General features: G+C 35.0%; 18 protein-coding genes. 12 read left to right on the plus strand and 6 right to left on the minus strand.

Translation table 11 applies throughout. The features are described from left to right. Positions 1-54 precede the first annotated feature (54 nt). Positions 55-981 carry a hypothetical protein gene (locus IKS50_RS07825; RefSeq protein ID WP_292847993.1) on the plus strand — a complete coding sequence of 309 codons (927 nt, stop codon included), beginning with the start codon at positions 55-57 and terminating at the stop codon, positions 979-981. Between the two features lie 90 nt (positions 982-1071). Here the strand turns inward: IKS50_RS07825 and dmpI are convergent, their stop codons facing one another. After that, entirely contained in the window at positions 1072-1260 is a 189-nt protein-coding gene (gene dmpI / locus IKS50_RS07830) for a 4-oxalocrotonate tautomerase DmpI (protein ID WP_292847995.1), read from the minus strand. Positions 1261-1325: 65 nt separating this feature from the next. Between dmpI and IKS50_RS07835 the strand changes: the two genes are divergently transcribed. Both IKS50_RS07835 and IKS50_RS07840 read left to right on the plus strand, forming a co-directional pair. After that, on the plus strand, positions 1326-1784 hold the full coding sequence (locus IKS50_RS07835) for a deoxyuridine 5'-triphosphate nucleotidohydrolase (RefSeq protein ID WP_292848041.1): 459 nt from the start codon (positions 1326-1328) through the stop codon (positions 1782-1784). Beyond that, positions 1781-3313 (plus strand): thiamine pyrophosphate-binding protein, encoded by a 1533-nt coding sequence (locus IKS50_RS07840; RefSeq protein ID WP_292847998.1) that lies wholly within the window; start codon positions 1781-1783, stop codon positions 3311-3313. Before IKS50_RS07835 ends, IKS50_RS07840 begins: the two co-directional genes overlap by 4 nt. Here the strand turns inward: IKS50_RS07840 and IKS50_RS07845 are convergent. The 4 genes from IKS50_RS07845 to IKS50_RS07860 form a co-directional block, all read right to left on the minus strand. Beyond that, positions 3307-3558 (minus strand): hypothetical protein, encoded by a 252-nt coding sequence (locus IKS50_RS07845; protein ID WP_292848000.1) that lies wholly within the window; start codon positions 3556-3558, stop codon positions 3307-3309. The two genes, IKS50_RS07840 and IKS50_RS07845, sit on opposite strands and share 7 nt — an antisense overlap. Further along, positions 3548-4072: a DUF2953 domain-containing protein gene (locus IKS50_RS07850; protein WP_292848003.1), complete on the minus strand. Its 525-nt coding sequence runs from the start codon at positions 4070-4072 to the stop codon at positions 3548-3550. The genes IKS50_RS07845 and IKS50_RS07850 overlap by 11 nt, the downstream gene beginning before the upstream one ends. Positions 4073-4143: 71 nt before the next feature. Continuing rightward, positions 4144-4569, minus strand: coding sequence for a GerW family sporulation protein (locus IKS50_RS07855; RefSeq protein ID WP_292848006.1), 426 nt, complete (start codon positions 4567-4569; stop codon positions 4144-4146). A gap of 378 nt (positions 4570-4947) precedes the next feature. Next, on the minus strand, positions 4948-6090 hold the full coding sequence (locus tag IKS50_RS07860; protein WP_292848009.1) for an alanine--glyoxylate aminotransferase family protein: 1143 nt from the start codon (positions 6088-6090) through the stop codon (positions 4948-4950). 230 nt (positions 6091-6320) lie between these two features. Here IKS50_RS07860 and IKS50_RS07865 point away from each other — a divergent pair, with 230 nt between their 5' ends. From IKS50_RS07865 to IKS50_RS07875, 3 genes are all read left to right on the plus strand, one after another. Beyond that, the gene (locus tag IKS50_RS07865) at positions 6321-6968 is read left to right on the plus strand and encodes a YitT family protein (RefSeq protein WP_292848012.1); all 648 of its coding nucleotides are present in this window, start codon (positions 6321-6323) and stop codon (positions 6966-6968) included. 71 nt (positions 6969-7039) lie between these two features. After that, on the plus strand, positions 7040-7771 hold the full coding sequence (locus IKS50_RS07870; protein ID WP_292848016.1) for a 6-hydroxymethylpterin diphosphokinase MptE-like protein: 732 nt from the start codon (positions 7040-7042) through the stop codon (positions 7769-7771). A gap of 24 nt (positions 7772-7795) precedes the next feature. Then, a complete protein-coding gene (locus tag IKS50_RS07875; RefSeq protein ID WP_292848019.1) occupies positions 7796-8905 on the plus strand; it encodes an ORC1-type DNA replication protein in 1110 nt (369 codons plus the stop codon). A gap of 97 nt (positions 8906-9002) precedes the next feature. Here IKS50_RS07875 and IKS50_RS07880 read toward each other — a convergent pair whose 3' ends face one another. Further along, on the minus strand, positions 9003-9179 hold the full coding sequence (locus IKS50_RS07880) for a hypothetical protein (RefSeq protein ID WP_292848022.1): 177 nt from the start codon (positions 9177-9179) through the stop codon (positions 9003-9005). An 85-nt stretch (positions 9180-9264) separates the two neighbouring features. On the opposite strand from IKS50_RS07880, the gene IKS50_RS07885 reads away from it, so the two are divergent. The 6 genes from IKS50_RS07885 (at position 9265) to IKS50_RS07910 (ending at position 13654) form a co-directional block, all read left to right on the plus strand. Beyond that, positions 9265-9678, plus strand: coding sequence for an archease (locus IKS50_RS07885; RefSeq protein WP_292848025.1), 414 nt, complete (start codon positions 9265-9267; stop codon positions 9676-9678). A 34-nt stretch (positions 9679-9712) separates the two neighbouring features. Further along, positions 9713-10033 (plus strand): hypothetical protein, encoded by a 321-nt coding sequence (locus tag IKS50_RS07890; RefSeq protein ID WP_292848028.1) that lies wholly within the window; start codon positions 9713-9715, stop codon positions 10031-10033. Positions 10034-10097: 64 nt separating this feature from the next. Beyond that, positions 10098-11546: an RtcB family protein gene (locus IKS50_RS07895; RefSeq protein WP_292848031.1), complete on the plus strand. Its 1449-nt coding sequence runs from the start codon at positions 10098-10100 to the stop codon at positions 11544-11546. A 5-nt stretch (positions 11547-11551) separates the two neighbouring features. Continuing rightward, positions 11552-12310: an S-methyl-5'-thioadenosine phosphorylase gene (gene mtnP / locus IKS50_RS07900; protein ID WP_292848034.1), complete on the plus strand. Its 759-nt coding sequence runs from the start codon at positions 11552-11554 to the stop codon at positions 12308-12310. A gap of 34 nt (positions 12311-12344) precedes the next feature. Beyond that, on the plus strand, positions 12345-12665 hold the full coding sequence (locus tag IKS50_RS07905) for a NifB/NifX family molybdenum-iron cluster-binding protein (RefSeq protein WP_292848037.1): 321 nt from the start codon (positions 12345-12347) through the stop codon (positions 12663-12665). 407 nt (positions 12666-13072) lie between these two features. Next, the gene (locus tag IKS50_RS07910; protein WP_292848039.1) at positions 13073-13654 is read left to right on the plus strand and encodes a 30S ribosomal protein S3ae; all 582 of its coding nucleotides are present in this window, start codon (positions 13073-13075) and stop codon (positions 13652-13654) included. Positions 13655-13754: the final 100 nt, after the last annotated feature.

Genomic DNA, 13754 nt, shown 5'->3' on the forward strand with positions numbered 1-13754 from the left:
TCTTATTTTTTTTAATATCAAAACTTATCTACTCATAAAGACAAAATATTTTCAATGAGCCATAGATACGTACGTCAAAATAGAAATTCATTTGCGGTAGTTAAGAATTCTAAAACTTATGGAAAATTCTCTTCTCTTGACGAAGCGCTATTTTTAAGGGATGAACTGATTGAAAATGAATGGGATTTAAGTTCAATCAAGGAAATCTATGAATTTGAAGGGGAATATCTGGTTGTTAAGGTAATCGACGGAAGATTGGATGTTCTTGGAAGGTATGAAGAGAAACCCGCTCATGAAACTATTGAAAAACTTGCTAAAAATAAATCCAGAAATCCGAACAACTCAAGATACGGCCTCAACATCACAAAAATATTTGACACATATGTCATAAAGAAGCGAATTGCAGGCGACGATTACATATTCGGATATTTCGACAACCTTCAGGATGCCGAATTCGTGAGGAATTTCCTTTTGGAGCACAACTGGAACGTCAACGACTTTTCGCAAATCGAATATGATGAGGATACGGATACATATAAGGTCATTGAAGTGATTGATGAGAGGGTATATGTTCTGGATACCTTTGAAAGCCAGGACCAAATCAGCATCAAGAAATCCCACGAGGAATTCCTCAACAGGATTACAAAGCACAAATTGGGTCTTGCCCAGCACTCAAATCTTGACGAGCTGACAGGCAGGATTCCTGAATTGGAAGAGAGATTCAACGCAAATGCCCGTGATGATGTATGGTCATTCAAAAACACTCAAGATCCGTTAAATGACATAATATTTAACCTGACTCCCTTTCAGAAAAGCGTCTATGATGCAATTGACAATTCAACATTCGATGACATCAAAAAATCTTTGATAAGATACCAGTCTAAAAATTTCGATGAAAAGATACAAAGAAATCTCGATGAACTTGAAGAGATGGATTTAATCCTTAGGAATCAAAATAATTATATTAAAAGAAGTCAATAAATAATGCTTGTATTTGTTTATCAAATACTAAGTTCTTTTTTGGTTTGAACTTAAAAAGAGGGGGTTATGCCTCCCTCTTTGTTATAATTCTTATTTTCTGTCACTTAACAGTTCTCCAGCCACTCCAATGCTTTCCTTTGGATAAGCCTGTACCAGAACTGTAATCGCTTCAATAGGCAAATCGTATGCCTCAGCTACAACTTCAGATACTTTTTTAACCATTTCTCTTTTCTTTTCTACACTTATTCCATCGTTTCCGCCGATTGTTATCACTGGCATTTTTCATCACCAATTTAATATATTATTTAATTCAGATAAATAAATTGTTAAAAGGTTTTGATAAAATGCTTGGTGAAGATGAACTTGTCAAATTGTTTCCAGATTTTGCCGATTTGGTTCAGCCTTCTGGAATAGATTTGGAATTGGATAAGATATACATACAAAAAAGTGCCGGTTCACTTATAGACAATGAAAAGAACCTGCCGGAAATCGAAGAGCTTGAAGGTGACGTTTACACCTTGAAACCGCATACAGCATACCTGGCCAGTATCAGAAGGAAGGTCAAAATCCCTAAAGGATATACAATGCTGTATCTGCCCAGGTCAACACTTCTAAGGTCCTTTGTATCTGTACAGACTGCCGTTGGAGACCCTGGCTTTTATGGAACACTGATGTTCATGATTTACAACCATGGAGATTTTGAATATAAAATCAAGTCAGGAGACAGAATAGCTCAGGCAGTTGTCTTCCCGGTTGAAGGCTCAGGTGAGTACAATGGGTCTTATCAAGAGGTGGAAGAGTGAATGTAGCCGGCAAGATTGTCGAAATCCTTGAGGATGAAGGTATTCTGGATGTTTTTGGAATTCCGGGCGAGCAGATAATGCCTCTTTACAAGGCGCTGTCAACCTCCGAAATAAACCATGTTCTGACAAGGCATGAACAGGCAGCGGCACATGCTGCAGATGCCTATTCAAGATCAAGCGGTAAAATAGGAGTCTGCATTTCAACTGCTTCTCCGGGTGCGCTGAATTTCACAATGGCGGTTGCAACAGCATATAAGGATAATGTGCCAATGCTAATATTGACAGGAGATAATGAATTAAAATGTCGCGGAACCGACCATTTCCAAACAACCCCTCAAAAGGAGATTCTTGAACATATCACACAAGCATCATATAACCCTTTAAACGGTACGGAAGCAATGTATATGCTTAGGGCTTCCATCTATGAGTTAAAGAACTTCCCAAAAGGACCAATCCATATCAATCTTGCAAAGGATATCCTGCTTCAGGAAGATTTCGAGGACTTTGGATTGTGCTATTTATGTGAGGACGATTTGTCCAACTTAACCAAAGCCCAGGAACTGATTGACAAGTCCGAAAAGCCATTGCTTATTTTAGGTGCGGGGGCAATCACACAGGCTGAAAACATTGAAAGGATTGCAAACGAATATCAGATTCCGGTTACCACTACATTTCATGGAAAAGGAATTGTCCCTGAAAATAATCCTCTAAATTTAGGTTTATGCGGAATCAGAGGCACAATGCAAGCAAAATACGCTTTTGAAAATTCTGATTGCGTAATCGGATTGGGAATCAAAGCAAGTGAGAGAACACTGCTGTCAATTCCTGAAAACTTCATCCATGTAAACATTAACAAAGAGGTTTTGGCTGGAGATTATCCGATTCATGGCAAGGTTGAAGATTTCTTAGCACAGATACAATTTAAGCAAACCCGATGGATTGATGAAATATTGGAGATTGATGCTTCATATAATCTGACAGGCCTTGATGATGATTTAAAACCACAGGCAGCTATTAAAAGGATTTTGGAAAAGTTCCCGAATAATATCATTGCATCAGATGCGGGTTCCCATACCACCTGGACTACACTTTTAAAGGAATCTCTAAAACCAAGACAGCTATTATTCTCCGGGGCAATGGCTCCAATGGGATATGGGCTGCCAGCGGCAATCGGCGCCAGCTTTGCGACAGGTGAAAGGGTTATTGTCATAAACGGCGACGGCGACTTTCAGATGAACCTTCAGGAATTGGCGACAATCAGGGAGAACGATTTGGACATCATCGTATTTATTTTAAACAATTCCGAGTTTGGAATTATCCGCCAGTGGGAAGAGGATTTCTATGATATGAATCCATATCAAATTAAATTGAACAATCCTGACTTTGCAAAACTGGCTTCAAGTTATGGAATTGACTCAATAAGAGTAGATAATTTGGATGATTTGGAATTGGTATTAGAAAAAGACTTAACCGGTCCGTTAGTTGTTGAAGTTGTTGTGGAAAGTGAAAATATTCCCCTTCCTCAATAATTTTCCATATACTCTTTTACAACCCGGTTGAGGTTAACAGATCTGTATAGCGGCGCGAAATAATATTCTCCATTTTCATCGTAGATTATTCCCAGAGGCTTTATTTCAGCGGATATGTAGTCGCGAAATGTAATTACCTTCTTTTTAAAAACGAATGTGAAACCGCATAATTCCTTAAATTCAAGGGTCACGTCCTGATTCACGTCAAATCTTTTCATGATATTTTCCAAAACATCATCGCTCATCTAAAACACCCCTTATCAATGTCCTGATTTCTTTTTTTGAGACCAGCTTTATTGTCGGAACCACAAGTTTCAATGGATATATGTCCACTTCGTTGACGCCCTTTGCGTCCAGAACGCTTCCGGCAAATGACGGTTCGGCACTTATTTTCAGTTTTTCATGCATTGAATTCACAACTGAGAGGATTCCCCAGATGATTCCGATGTATTTTCCGGTATCCGCATAGCTGTCCAATCCGAAAACAAGATGATTTTCAGCTATCTTGATTTTTACGGACTCCAGTGCGGTTTTCAAATAATCCAACAAATCGTTCATGCATGGTTTGGCTAGGTTGAATATTTTTTTGACATCCCTTTCCTTTTCCTCGTCATCCCTTTCTTCCTCTTCTTCATCGTCGTCCTGTGACGGGAAATTGCGGGAATATACCTTAATTTTTTTCAAAATGAGTATTTTTAAACATCCTTTGACTTCACTACCTTTCTTATAATACTCCAATTTGATTTTAATTCCAATCAAGAGTAAAATAATAATAAATAAGATGATTATTAGTATAATCATCCCTAGGATGTTTAACATGTAGTAAAGTCCTATTCTTCAGTTTCTTCTTCATCAATTTCGCTGAATTCAGGTTCTATGTATTCGGATTCATCGTAAACATCATTGTTTTTCTGTGAATCTAAGAAATCTTTTACAAGATCGGTTATGACTAGCCCAATATCAGATATTGCTTTGTTTGCTTCGTTACCTTTGCCTAGGTTAAGCACGCGAACTCCTTCAGCATCAGTTCCGCTTTTAGGAATCATTACCATTGATATAGGTTCAACTCCAGCTCCGGCTCCGGCTGCGTCACTTCCTTCATTACCGATTAGGTTTTCTCCAACTCCAAATCCTACTCCCATCTTTATTACAGGAATAAGAATTTTATCTTCGGTTTCAATTGGTGTACCAATTACATTGTCGACATTGATTAATTTATGCAATTCTTCTACAGTTATCTTAATATTTTCTGACATATTTTCACATCCTATTATGTAGTATTATTTTTTGTATTTATTGATTAAAATACTTTTCATAATTCAAAAGTAATACATTTTTTACTTATAAGACATATGCTTCAAGTGTAAGTTTTTAGTTATAACTACTTTCAAGGGGTGTATTTCAAGTGTAACTTTTCTGTTATAAGTTCTAACACACAAATTAGGGACATGCATTTCAAGTGTAACTTTTTTGTTATAAGTTCTAACACACAATCTGGTAACACCGCAATTTCAAGTGTAACTTTTCACTTATAACTTTTAATAACAAAATCATGTAAAAATTATATTCCTTATAACTTATACTATGTAAGAAATATATTACATCAGGGGAAATAAAAAAAAGAAAAAGAAGAATCATAAATATGATTCTGCAATAGATGCAACACCTGCGCCGGCATCGTCAATTACGCCTAAACCTTTTAAAGTCATACCGATTGCTGCAAATGTTTGAGTTAATTCCCTATATGAGATATTACCCATGTGACCAATTCTGAAAATGTTTCCTTTTAAGTGATCTTGACCGCCGGCCAATTCAACACCATATTTGTCACGGGTTGTGCCTCTAAACTCAGCATCAGTGATTCCTTCAGGCATTTTAACAGCGGTTACGGTTGCAGATGAAACAGCTTCATCAGCAAATAACTCTAAGCCTAATGCTTTTACAGCATCTACACTAGCTTGTGCTGCTTTGTGGTGACGTGCAATTCTGTTTTCAAGTCCTTCTTCCATAACCATTTTTAAAGCTTCATTCATTGCATAGGTAAGTGAAACAGATGGAGTATATGGGGTTTCAGGAGGTACTTTGTCTCCACTTTTTCTTATTGCTTTCATGTCCAAATAGTAAGTGCTGGCATTTACTTTGTCAACTGCTGCCCAAGCTTCGTCGCTTAAGGTGATTGCTGCCATGCCCGGTGGTGCTGCCAAACATTTTTGAGATCCGGTAAAACAAACGTCAATTCCGAACTTTTCGACGTTTACCTCATCTCCTGCAAGGGAGGATACGGTATCCACGATGAACAATGCATCGTAGTTTTTCATCACTTTACCGATTTCTTCAAGAGGTGCAGCCACACCTGTAGAAGTTTCGTTGTGGATTACGGTTACAGCTTTAATGTCTTCATCTTCATCAAGAGCTTCAGCAATATCTTTAGGGTCCACTGCGGTTCCCCATTCAACTGCCAATTCTTTGGTTTCAATTCCGTGGGTCTCTGAGATTTTCAAGAGACGTTCACCGAATTTTCCACCAACGACATTCAATATTTTTTCTCCAGGTGCAACAGTGTTTGCAACACCCGCTTCCATTGCTGCAGTTCCAGATCCAGTTATTAGATAAGATTTATTCGGGGTTTGGAAAACTTTACTCATTAATTCAGTAGTTTCAGTTAAAATTTCTCCATATATAGCACTTCTGTGGTTAACAACAGCTTTAGCCATCGCGTTAAGAACTCTAGGGTGTACTGTTGTAGGTCCAGGAAGCATTAATAAAATATCATTCATTAAATTTCCTCCAATAAATATGCTTTTTAAGCCAAATTATATTTTTTATTTTTATACTTATTAAATATTTTCAATATGTAAGTTTATTCAGTTTTGATATAAATTAGGCATGATTTTTAGTCGTATGTTCAAAATCATTGCATCATTTTTAAATAATTAATAGTAAGAATTATCTATCTGATTGCCAATATATAATATTGTAAAAATGATTTTTTTTTAGAAGTGTTCCAATGATTAAAAGGATTTGTTTATTTGTAATCGGATTGTTTATAATGTCATTTGGAGTGGCGTTTTCAATAGTATCAACTCTTGGAACAACTCCAATAAGCTCGATTGCTTATGCACTTGCTTTAATAACAAATTTAAGTGTTGGAACAACTACATTTCTATTTAATGCGGCTCTGATTTTAATACAATTCTTCATTTTGCGCTCAAGGTTTCACAAAAGAAGGCTGCTTCAGTTAATCAATTGTGTATTGTTCGGATATTTCATTGACATTGCGCTATATATAGTTTCATTTGTGCCATTTGACGGATCCATTTTAATGATGTGCCTATTTTTAGTAATCAGCATATTCCTAATAGCTTTCGGGATATTCATTTACATGCCCGCAAATATCGCACCCCTTCCGGGTGAAGGATGTGTAGAAGCAATAGCCATAGTAACAAACTGGAGATTTTCAACAATTAAAATAGCTTTTGATGCTACAGTTGTTACGACAGCTCTTATAATGTGCGGATTATGGTATACAGACATTTTTGGAGCAGTTTATATAGGGACAGTAATATCCGCATTTATGGTTGGTTTTACTCTAAGGCAAATTAACAATTTATATGTTCATATTACCGGCCATGAGGCAAAGTTAGTCAATGAATGAACTTTTAATTTTTATAAACAATAAATATTTAACAAATTAAAAGCTTATATATAACATAGTGAGGTTTAAATATGGAATTTGGACTTTGGGAAAAATATTATATGGAAATTCTTGAAGATTTTGGATTTTCACGTGAAAATGATGAGGAATCTGCCAAGTTATTGGATGAAATCTTATCAACAGAAGGATGCTTAACTTTAGATGATTTAAGCTCAATTGTTGGTTTTTCAGATAAATTCATAGTATTCGGCGCAGGTCCCTCTCTAAAGGACCATGTGACATTTCTAAAAGAAAATTATGATTTGAAGGAATATGTTTTAGTTGCAGCAGATGGAGCAACAACTGCCTTGATAGAGCAGAAAATCGCACCTGATATAGTCGCAACCGATTTGGATGGAAACCTTGACGATATTCTTTTAGCCGATGTCAGGGGAGCCAATGTCGTAATTCATGCTCACGGGGACAACATAGATAAGATTGCAACCTTAACCCCATTCTTCACAAGCGTTTTAGGAACTACACAAGCACAACCTGTCGGAAACCTTTACAATTTCGGAGGTTTCACAGACGGCGACAGGGCTTTGTTTTTGGCGGTCGCATTAGGAGCCAGTGAAATAACCCTTGCAGGAATGGACTTTGGGGATGTTGTAACCAAATATTCAAGACCAAACATCGAAACTGAACTTGCTCCGGCCGATGATTTTAAAAAGAAAAAGTTGGTTTATGCAGAGAAGCTCACACAATGGATAATTGACAATGAGAATGTCAAAATCATAAACCTATGTGATAAAAATCTTTTATAATGATTAAAAATATAATATGATAATATGGGAATAGAAGATATTTTGATGGCTGATGAAAGTCTTTTCCAAAACATAAATGCTTTTGATCCGGATTACTTTCCTCCAAGCTTTAATTTCAGGGATACACAAATGGAAGCAATGGCAATGTCAATAAGGCCTGCCATGAGAGGGGGACAACCATCAAATGCTACTGTTTTAGGCTCACCAGCAACAGGAAAAACAACAGCAATGAAAAAGGTATTCGAATTAGTTGAAAAAAACACAGAAAAAGTAGTATGTGTTTATATTAACTGTCAGTTGCACACTACACGTTTTGGAATCTTTTCACAAATCTATAAAAAACTGTTTGGACATATTCCTCCTGAAACTGGAGTTCCTTTTTCAAGAATTTATGATCAAATCATGAAAAATCTTCAAAAAAAGGAAAAAACGCTGGTTGTAGCACTTGACGATATTAATTATCTGTTCCAATCAAAAAATGCTAATAAGGTAGTTTATGACTTGCTAAGAGCATATGAAGAATATCCTGGAGTAAAATCTTCTATTTTTGCAATATTGTCTGATTTGGAATTCAAATATGCTTTTGATAAAAATGTAAATACTGTATTTATTCCTCAAGAAATAATTTTCCCATTATATACTTATTCTGAAATAGAAGCAATTTTAAAAGAACGTGCAAAAGCAGGATTTTTCCCTAATGTCTTACCGGATGATATACTTGAACAAATTGCAATGTACACATTGGAAAATGGAGATTTAAGAATAGGAATTAATCTTTTAAGGTCTTGCGGAAACATTGCAGAGGCTGATGCAAGTCGCCAAATCACTCAGGAACATTTTGATAAAGCAATCGATGTTTTAGTGCCGGTTAATGTATCTGAAACATTAAAGTCATTAAATGATTCCGAAAAGGAAATTTTAAAATTAATTTCTGAGTTTGAAGGGATGCATACTTCAGGCGAATTATCTGAAATATATAAAGAACGAACTGGCTCAAGCTATGCTTCATTTAACAGAGCCATAGATAAGTTAGAATTTGTAAGATTAATAGATACCAAATATACAGGAAAAGGGGCTGTGGGAAATTCTCGTGAGATCATTTTGCGTTTCAACCCCGATGACTATGATTTATAGTTTTCCTGTACGAGGAAATTAGTTTAAACATTAGAGTATTTGCATGGTAAGCTCATAGTCTAATGTGCAACTAAGGGTTTGGCATTCTAGTTCCAATTTAAACAACTGGAGCTTGAGCTGCTACAACTGAAATAACAGATAAGAGTAATGCTGTTATTGCTACAAGCACTACCATGCAAGATTGAATATCTAAATTACTGTACATTATTTCGTCTTTAAAAGAACTTTTTTTCCTTAAATCTACTTGAATTGTGGTGTCATTATTGCCTAACATTTTAATCACTAAATTAAAATTGTAAAAAGTACATATATAAGCAAAGAGTGAGAGCATTTGAAAAGTATTATTTGGGGTAATCATCATGAAAAGATATGAGTATTTTGAAGCGACAGCAGATGTTGGCCTTAAAGCATATGGAAAAAATTTAAACGATGCGTTTGAAAATGCAGGGGTGGCTATTTTTAATATAATATCAGATACTTCCAATATCGACGCTTTAAAAGAAATTGAATTTGAAATTACCTCAGAAGATGAAGTATCCCTATTGTATGATTATTTGGAAGAGTTATTGTTTTACCATGAAGTCGAATTCATGTTATTCAGTGAATTTCATGTAGAAATTGATGGTAATCTCCATTTGAAAGCTAAAATCAAAGGAGAAGAGATTGATTGGAATAAACATGAGAGAAAAACGGAAATTAAGGCGATAACTTTTCATAAAATGGATGTTAAAAAGACAGACTGTGTAGAACTTCAGGCAATTGTTGATTTATAAATTTTAAATACTATATAATAATATAATATATAATATGAAAAGAACTAAAATTGTTTCAAGAACTTTTGAAGTGATAATGGGTGTAATAGGCTCAATCATCGGAATATTTTCCGGGTCTTTCTTGATCTTTTTAGAAAGTGTTGGAATATCACACACCCCTTTTTTAGGCCTAATTGCAATTATTGCTTCCATTTTAGGTTTGGTTTCAACATATTATGTAAGGAAAAAACCTGAAATTGCAGGCGTGGGCTTTATCATTGCAACAATGTTTGTAATTGTTGGATCTGAATATATTAATGTAATAAGCGCCATTTTTTTACTCATTGCTGGAATTTCAGCATTATTTAGAAAATAATTTTTACCAAAACCTTATTTAAATACCGATACCATATATTAAAACATAATATTTTTGTGATACTATGAGCATTAAAGATGAAATTAAAAAAGTTAGAGATAACGTTTACGAAATTCCGGGAACTTATAATAAATCAATGAGAGCTTCTGGAAGATTTTATATAGCAGACGAATACCTTGACGAGTTAGAGGAAGGGGCTGTTGAACAGATAGTCAATGTATCTTGTCTTCCAGGTGTTCAAAGATACTCAATAGGGTTGCCTGATATTCACTTCGGATACGGATTTCCAATTGGTGGAGTGGCAGCTTTTAGCCTAAGAAACGGTATCGTTTCCCCGGGAGGAGTTGGATTTGACATTAACTGTGGAGTCAGATTGATTAAATCTAATTTGACCTTAGAGGATATTGAAGAACACTTGGACGAGTTAACAGAAAAACTGTTTGAAAATATCCCTTCAGGTGTAGGAAGCAAAGGAAAAATCAGACTAGAAAAAGACGAAATTAATGACGTGCTTGATTATGGGGCTGAATGGGCTGTTAATAATGGATATGGATGGCCTGAAGACTTGGAAGTCTTGGAAGAAAATGGAAGAATGGTCGATGCCGATTCAAGTATTGTGTCTGATAAAGCTAAAAAAAGAGGAATTCCACAATTAGGGTCCCTTGGTTCCGGTAATCACTTTTTAGAAGTCCAAATTGTTGATGAAATCTTTGATGAAAAGGTAGCTGAAGTATATGGCCTTGAAAAAGGAATGATAGTAATCATGATTCATTCAGGTTCAAGAGGCTGCGGACACCAAGTATGTTCAGATTATTTAAGAATAATGGATAAAGCTTATAAAAAATACAAAATCAACATATCAGATAGACAATTAGCTTGTGCTCCACTTGATTCAAAAGAAGCACAAGATTATATTCAAGCCATGGCTGCAGCGGCTAATTATGCATGGGCAAACAGACAAATGATGACTCACTGGATAAGAGAAACATTTGAAGAGGTCCTTGGAAAATCTGCTAAAGACATGGAAATGGATATTGTATATGATGTGGCTCATAATATTGCTAAATTAGAAACTCATAAGGTTTTCAATCGTGAAGAAGAAGTATTGGTTCACCGTAAAGGTGCAACAAGAGCATTTGGTCCTGGAAGAGAAGAAGTTCCAGAAAAATACAGAGAAGTGGGCCAACCGGTATTAATTCCGGGAACAATGGGAACCGCTTCATATGTCTTATGCGGTACTGAAACTGCAATGGAAGAAACATTCGGTTCTACAGCTCATGGTGCAGGCAGAATTCTGTCCCGTTCAAAAGCCAAAAAGGATTTCGATGCTGATGAAATCACAAAAGACATGGCTTCAAAAGGCATTAGAATCAAAGCTACCAGCAAACATGTAATCAAAGAAGAAGCACCTGGCGCTTATAAGGATGTAGATTCAGTTGTTAGGGTTTCTGACAGCACAGGAATTGCAAAGCTTGTTGCAAAAGTCAGACCATTATCAGTTTGTAAAGGATGATTAAATTGATAGGCATAATTGGGGGCAGCGGAGTATATGAAATTACTCAAAATGCCGATTCCTGCACTAGCAAATTAGTTAAGACTGATTATGGTGATGTTGAAGTGACTATTTTAGACATCTGTTCTAAAAAAGTAGCTTTTATCCCTAGGCATGCTTCAGGTCATTCTATTCCTCCACATAAGATTAATTACAGAGCCAATATTGACGCATTAAAAAATGTTGGCGTTACAAAAATAATTGCAACTAACTCAGTCGGTTCAATGAATGAGGAAATGCCTCCCGGATCATTCGTCATACCTAACGATTTTTTAGATTTTTCACAGGATAGGGCGAAAACTTTCTATGAAGATAAGGTAGTACATATAGATGTAACTGAACCATATTGCCCAAGTTTGCGCGATATTTTAGATAAATCCGGTGATGTGATATTGGGAGGGACCTACGTTTGCACTGAAGGACCAAGATTCGAAACTCCCGCTGAAATTAAAATGTTCAAAATGCTTGGAGGGGACTTAGTTGGAATGACTGGGGTTCCTGAAGTAACTTTGGCCCGTGAAAGGGAGATTTGTTACAATTCAATATGTATCGTGTCCAATTATGCATCCGGAATTTCGGATGATGAATTGACAATTGATGAAGTATTTGAAATGGTTTCACAAAAGGAAGCGGATTTGCTTGAACTAATATATAACTTTATTAAAAATGTTGATGATAGCACAGACTGCATGTGTAATCATGCATTAGATGGTGCAGAAGTATAATATATAATAATTATATAATAAGGGAGGATTTAAAATGCGTTTGGCTGTAGTGTCTTCAGATGGCGAAAATGTTGATTTGCACCTTGGTAGAGGAAAGTCAGTATTTATCTATGATTATGAAGATGAATTAAAATTTGTAGAGCAAAGAGATGTGGAAATAGCTGAAGATTCAAAACATCAAGGTGGAAAAGTAATTAAAGCATGTGAAGATTGTGATGTTTTAATTTCCGTTCAATATGGATTCAAATCAAAAATCAAAGCTGAAGATGCAAATATCAAGCTCGTCATGGATGAAGGTCCTGTTTGTGATGTCTTAAAAAGATATATTGATCATGTTGAATTCATGCAAAAATAATATCTTATATATTTTTTAATATATTGTAAAATTTTCACAATATTTATTTTAAGAGCTTATTTTTTAAATCTAAGCCCAATAAGTTGTTTTTCGTAAATATCTAATATATTGTTTGAAAATTTATTATTTTTATTTTTTTTAAAATTTTGAAGTATTTCTCATTTTTTAATAATATTTATATATCATGAATAAAATATGTAATTATAACCTTTATGGGCGGGTTTTAAAAATTAAAACTTTATTAAAAATATTTTCTTAAATTAACGTGAGAATAACTCACAATAGTCGAATTAACGATTGTAAAATTATAATTCTTTAAAATCATTTTTACAGTTTAGTTAAGACTAGTTTTAAATTTTAATGGCGTAAACGCTAAAATTATAGATTAAATTTATAGGATTGATATAATGGCAAAAGCAAAAGCAAGACGTAGAGTACGTGATACATGGAAAGAAAAGTCCTGGTATACTATTAAAACACCAGTGAACTTTGAAGATAAAGAAATTGGAGAAACTCCAGCAAAAGACCCGGAACTTCTCATTGGAAGAGGCGTAGAAGTTACTATGAGAGAATTAACAGGAGACTTCTCTAAACAATACATTAAACTCAGATTTGAAATTGATAATGTAGCAGGAAATGTGGCAAACACCAAATTCACAGGTCACAAAACCACTACAGATTACGTAAGAAGTATGATTAGAAGAGGAACTTCAAGAATCGATGCTTCTTCAATTGTAAAAACTAAAGATGACCGTAAATTAAAATTACAAGTTTTAGCTGTAACCACCAGAAGGGCTAAATCTTCCCAACAAAGATACATGAGAAAAACCATTGAAGATTTACTCATCGAAGCAGCAGCTGAAAGATCATTTGATGAATTAGTGCAAGTTTGTGTAAACGGTAAGTTAGCATCTGAAATTTACCACAAAGCTAAAAAAATCTACCCACTTAAAAGGGTGGAAATCATCAAAAGTAAAGTAATTAAATAATTACTTTTCACTTCTTTTTTTTAAACTTCTTTTATTTTTATCAATAATTTTTGTTCTTTTTTCAATTCTACGATAATAATTTCGTTTTTTGTTTGTTTTG

The organism is Methanobrevibacter sp. (assembly GCF_017539065.1).
In the GTDB taxonomy this organism is placed as follows: Archaea; Methanobacteriota; Methanobacteria; order Methanobacteriales; family Methanobacteriaceae; genus Methanocatella.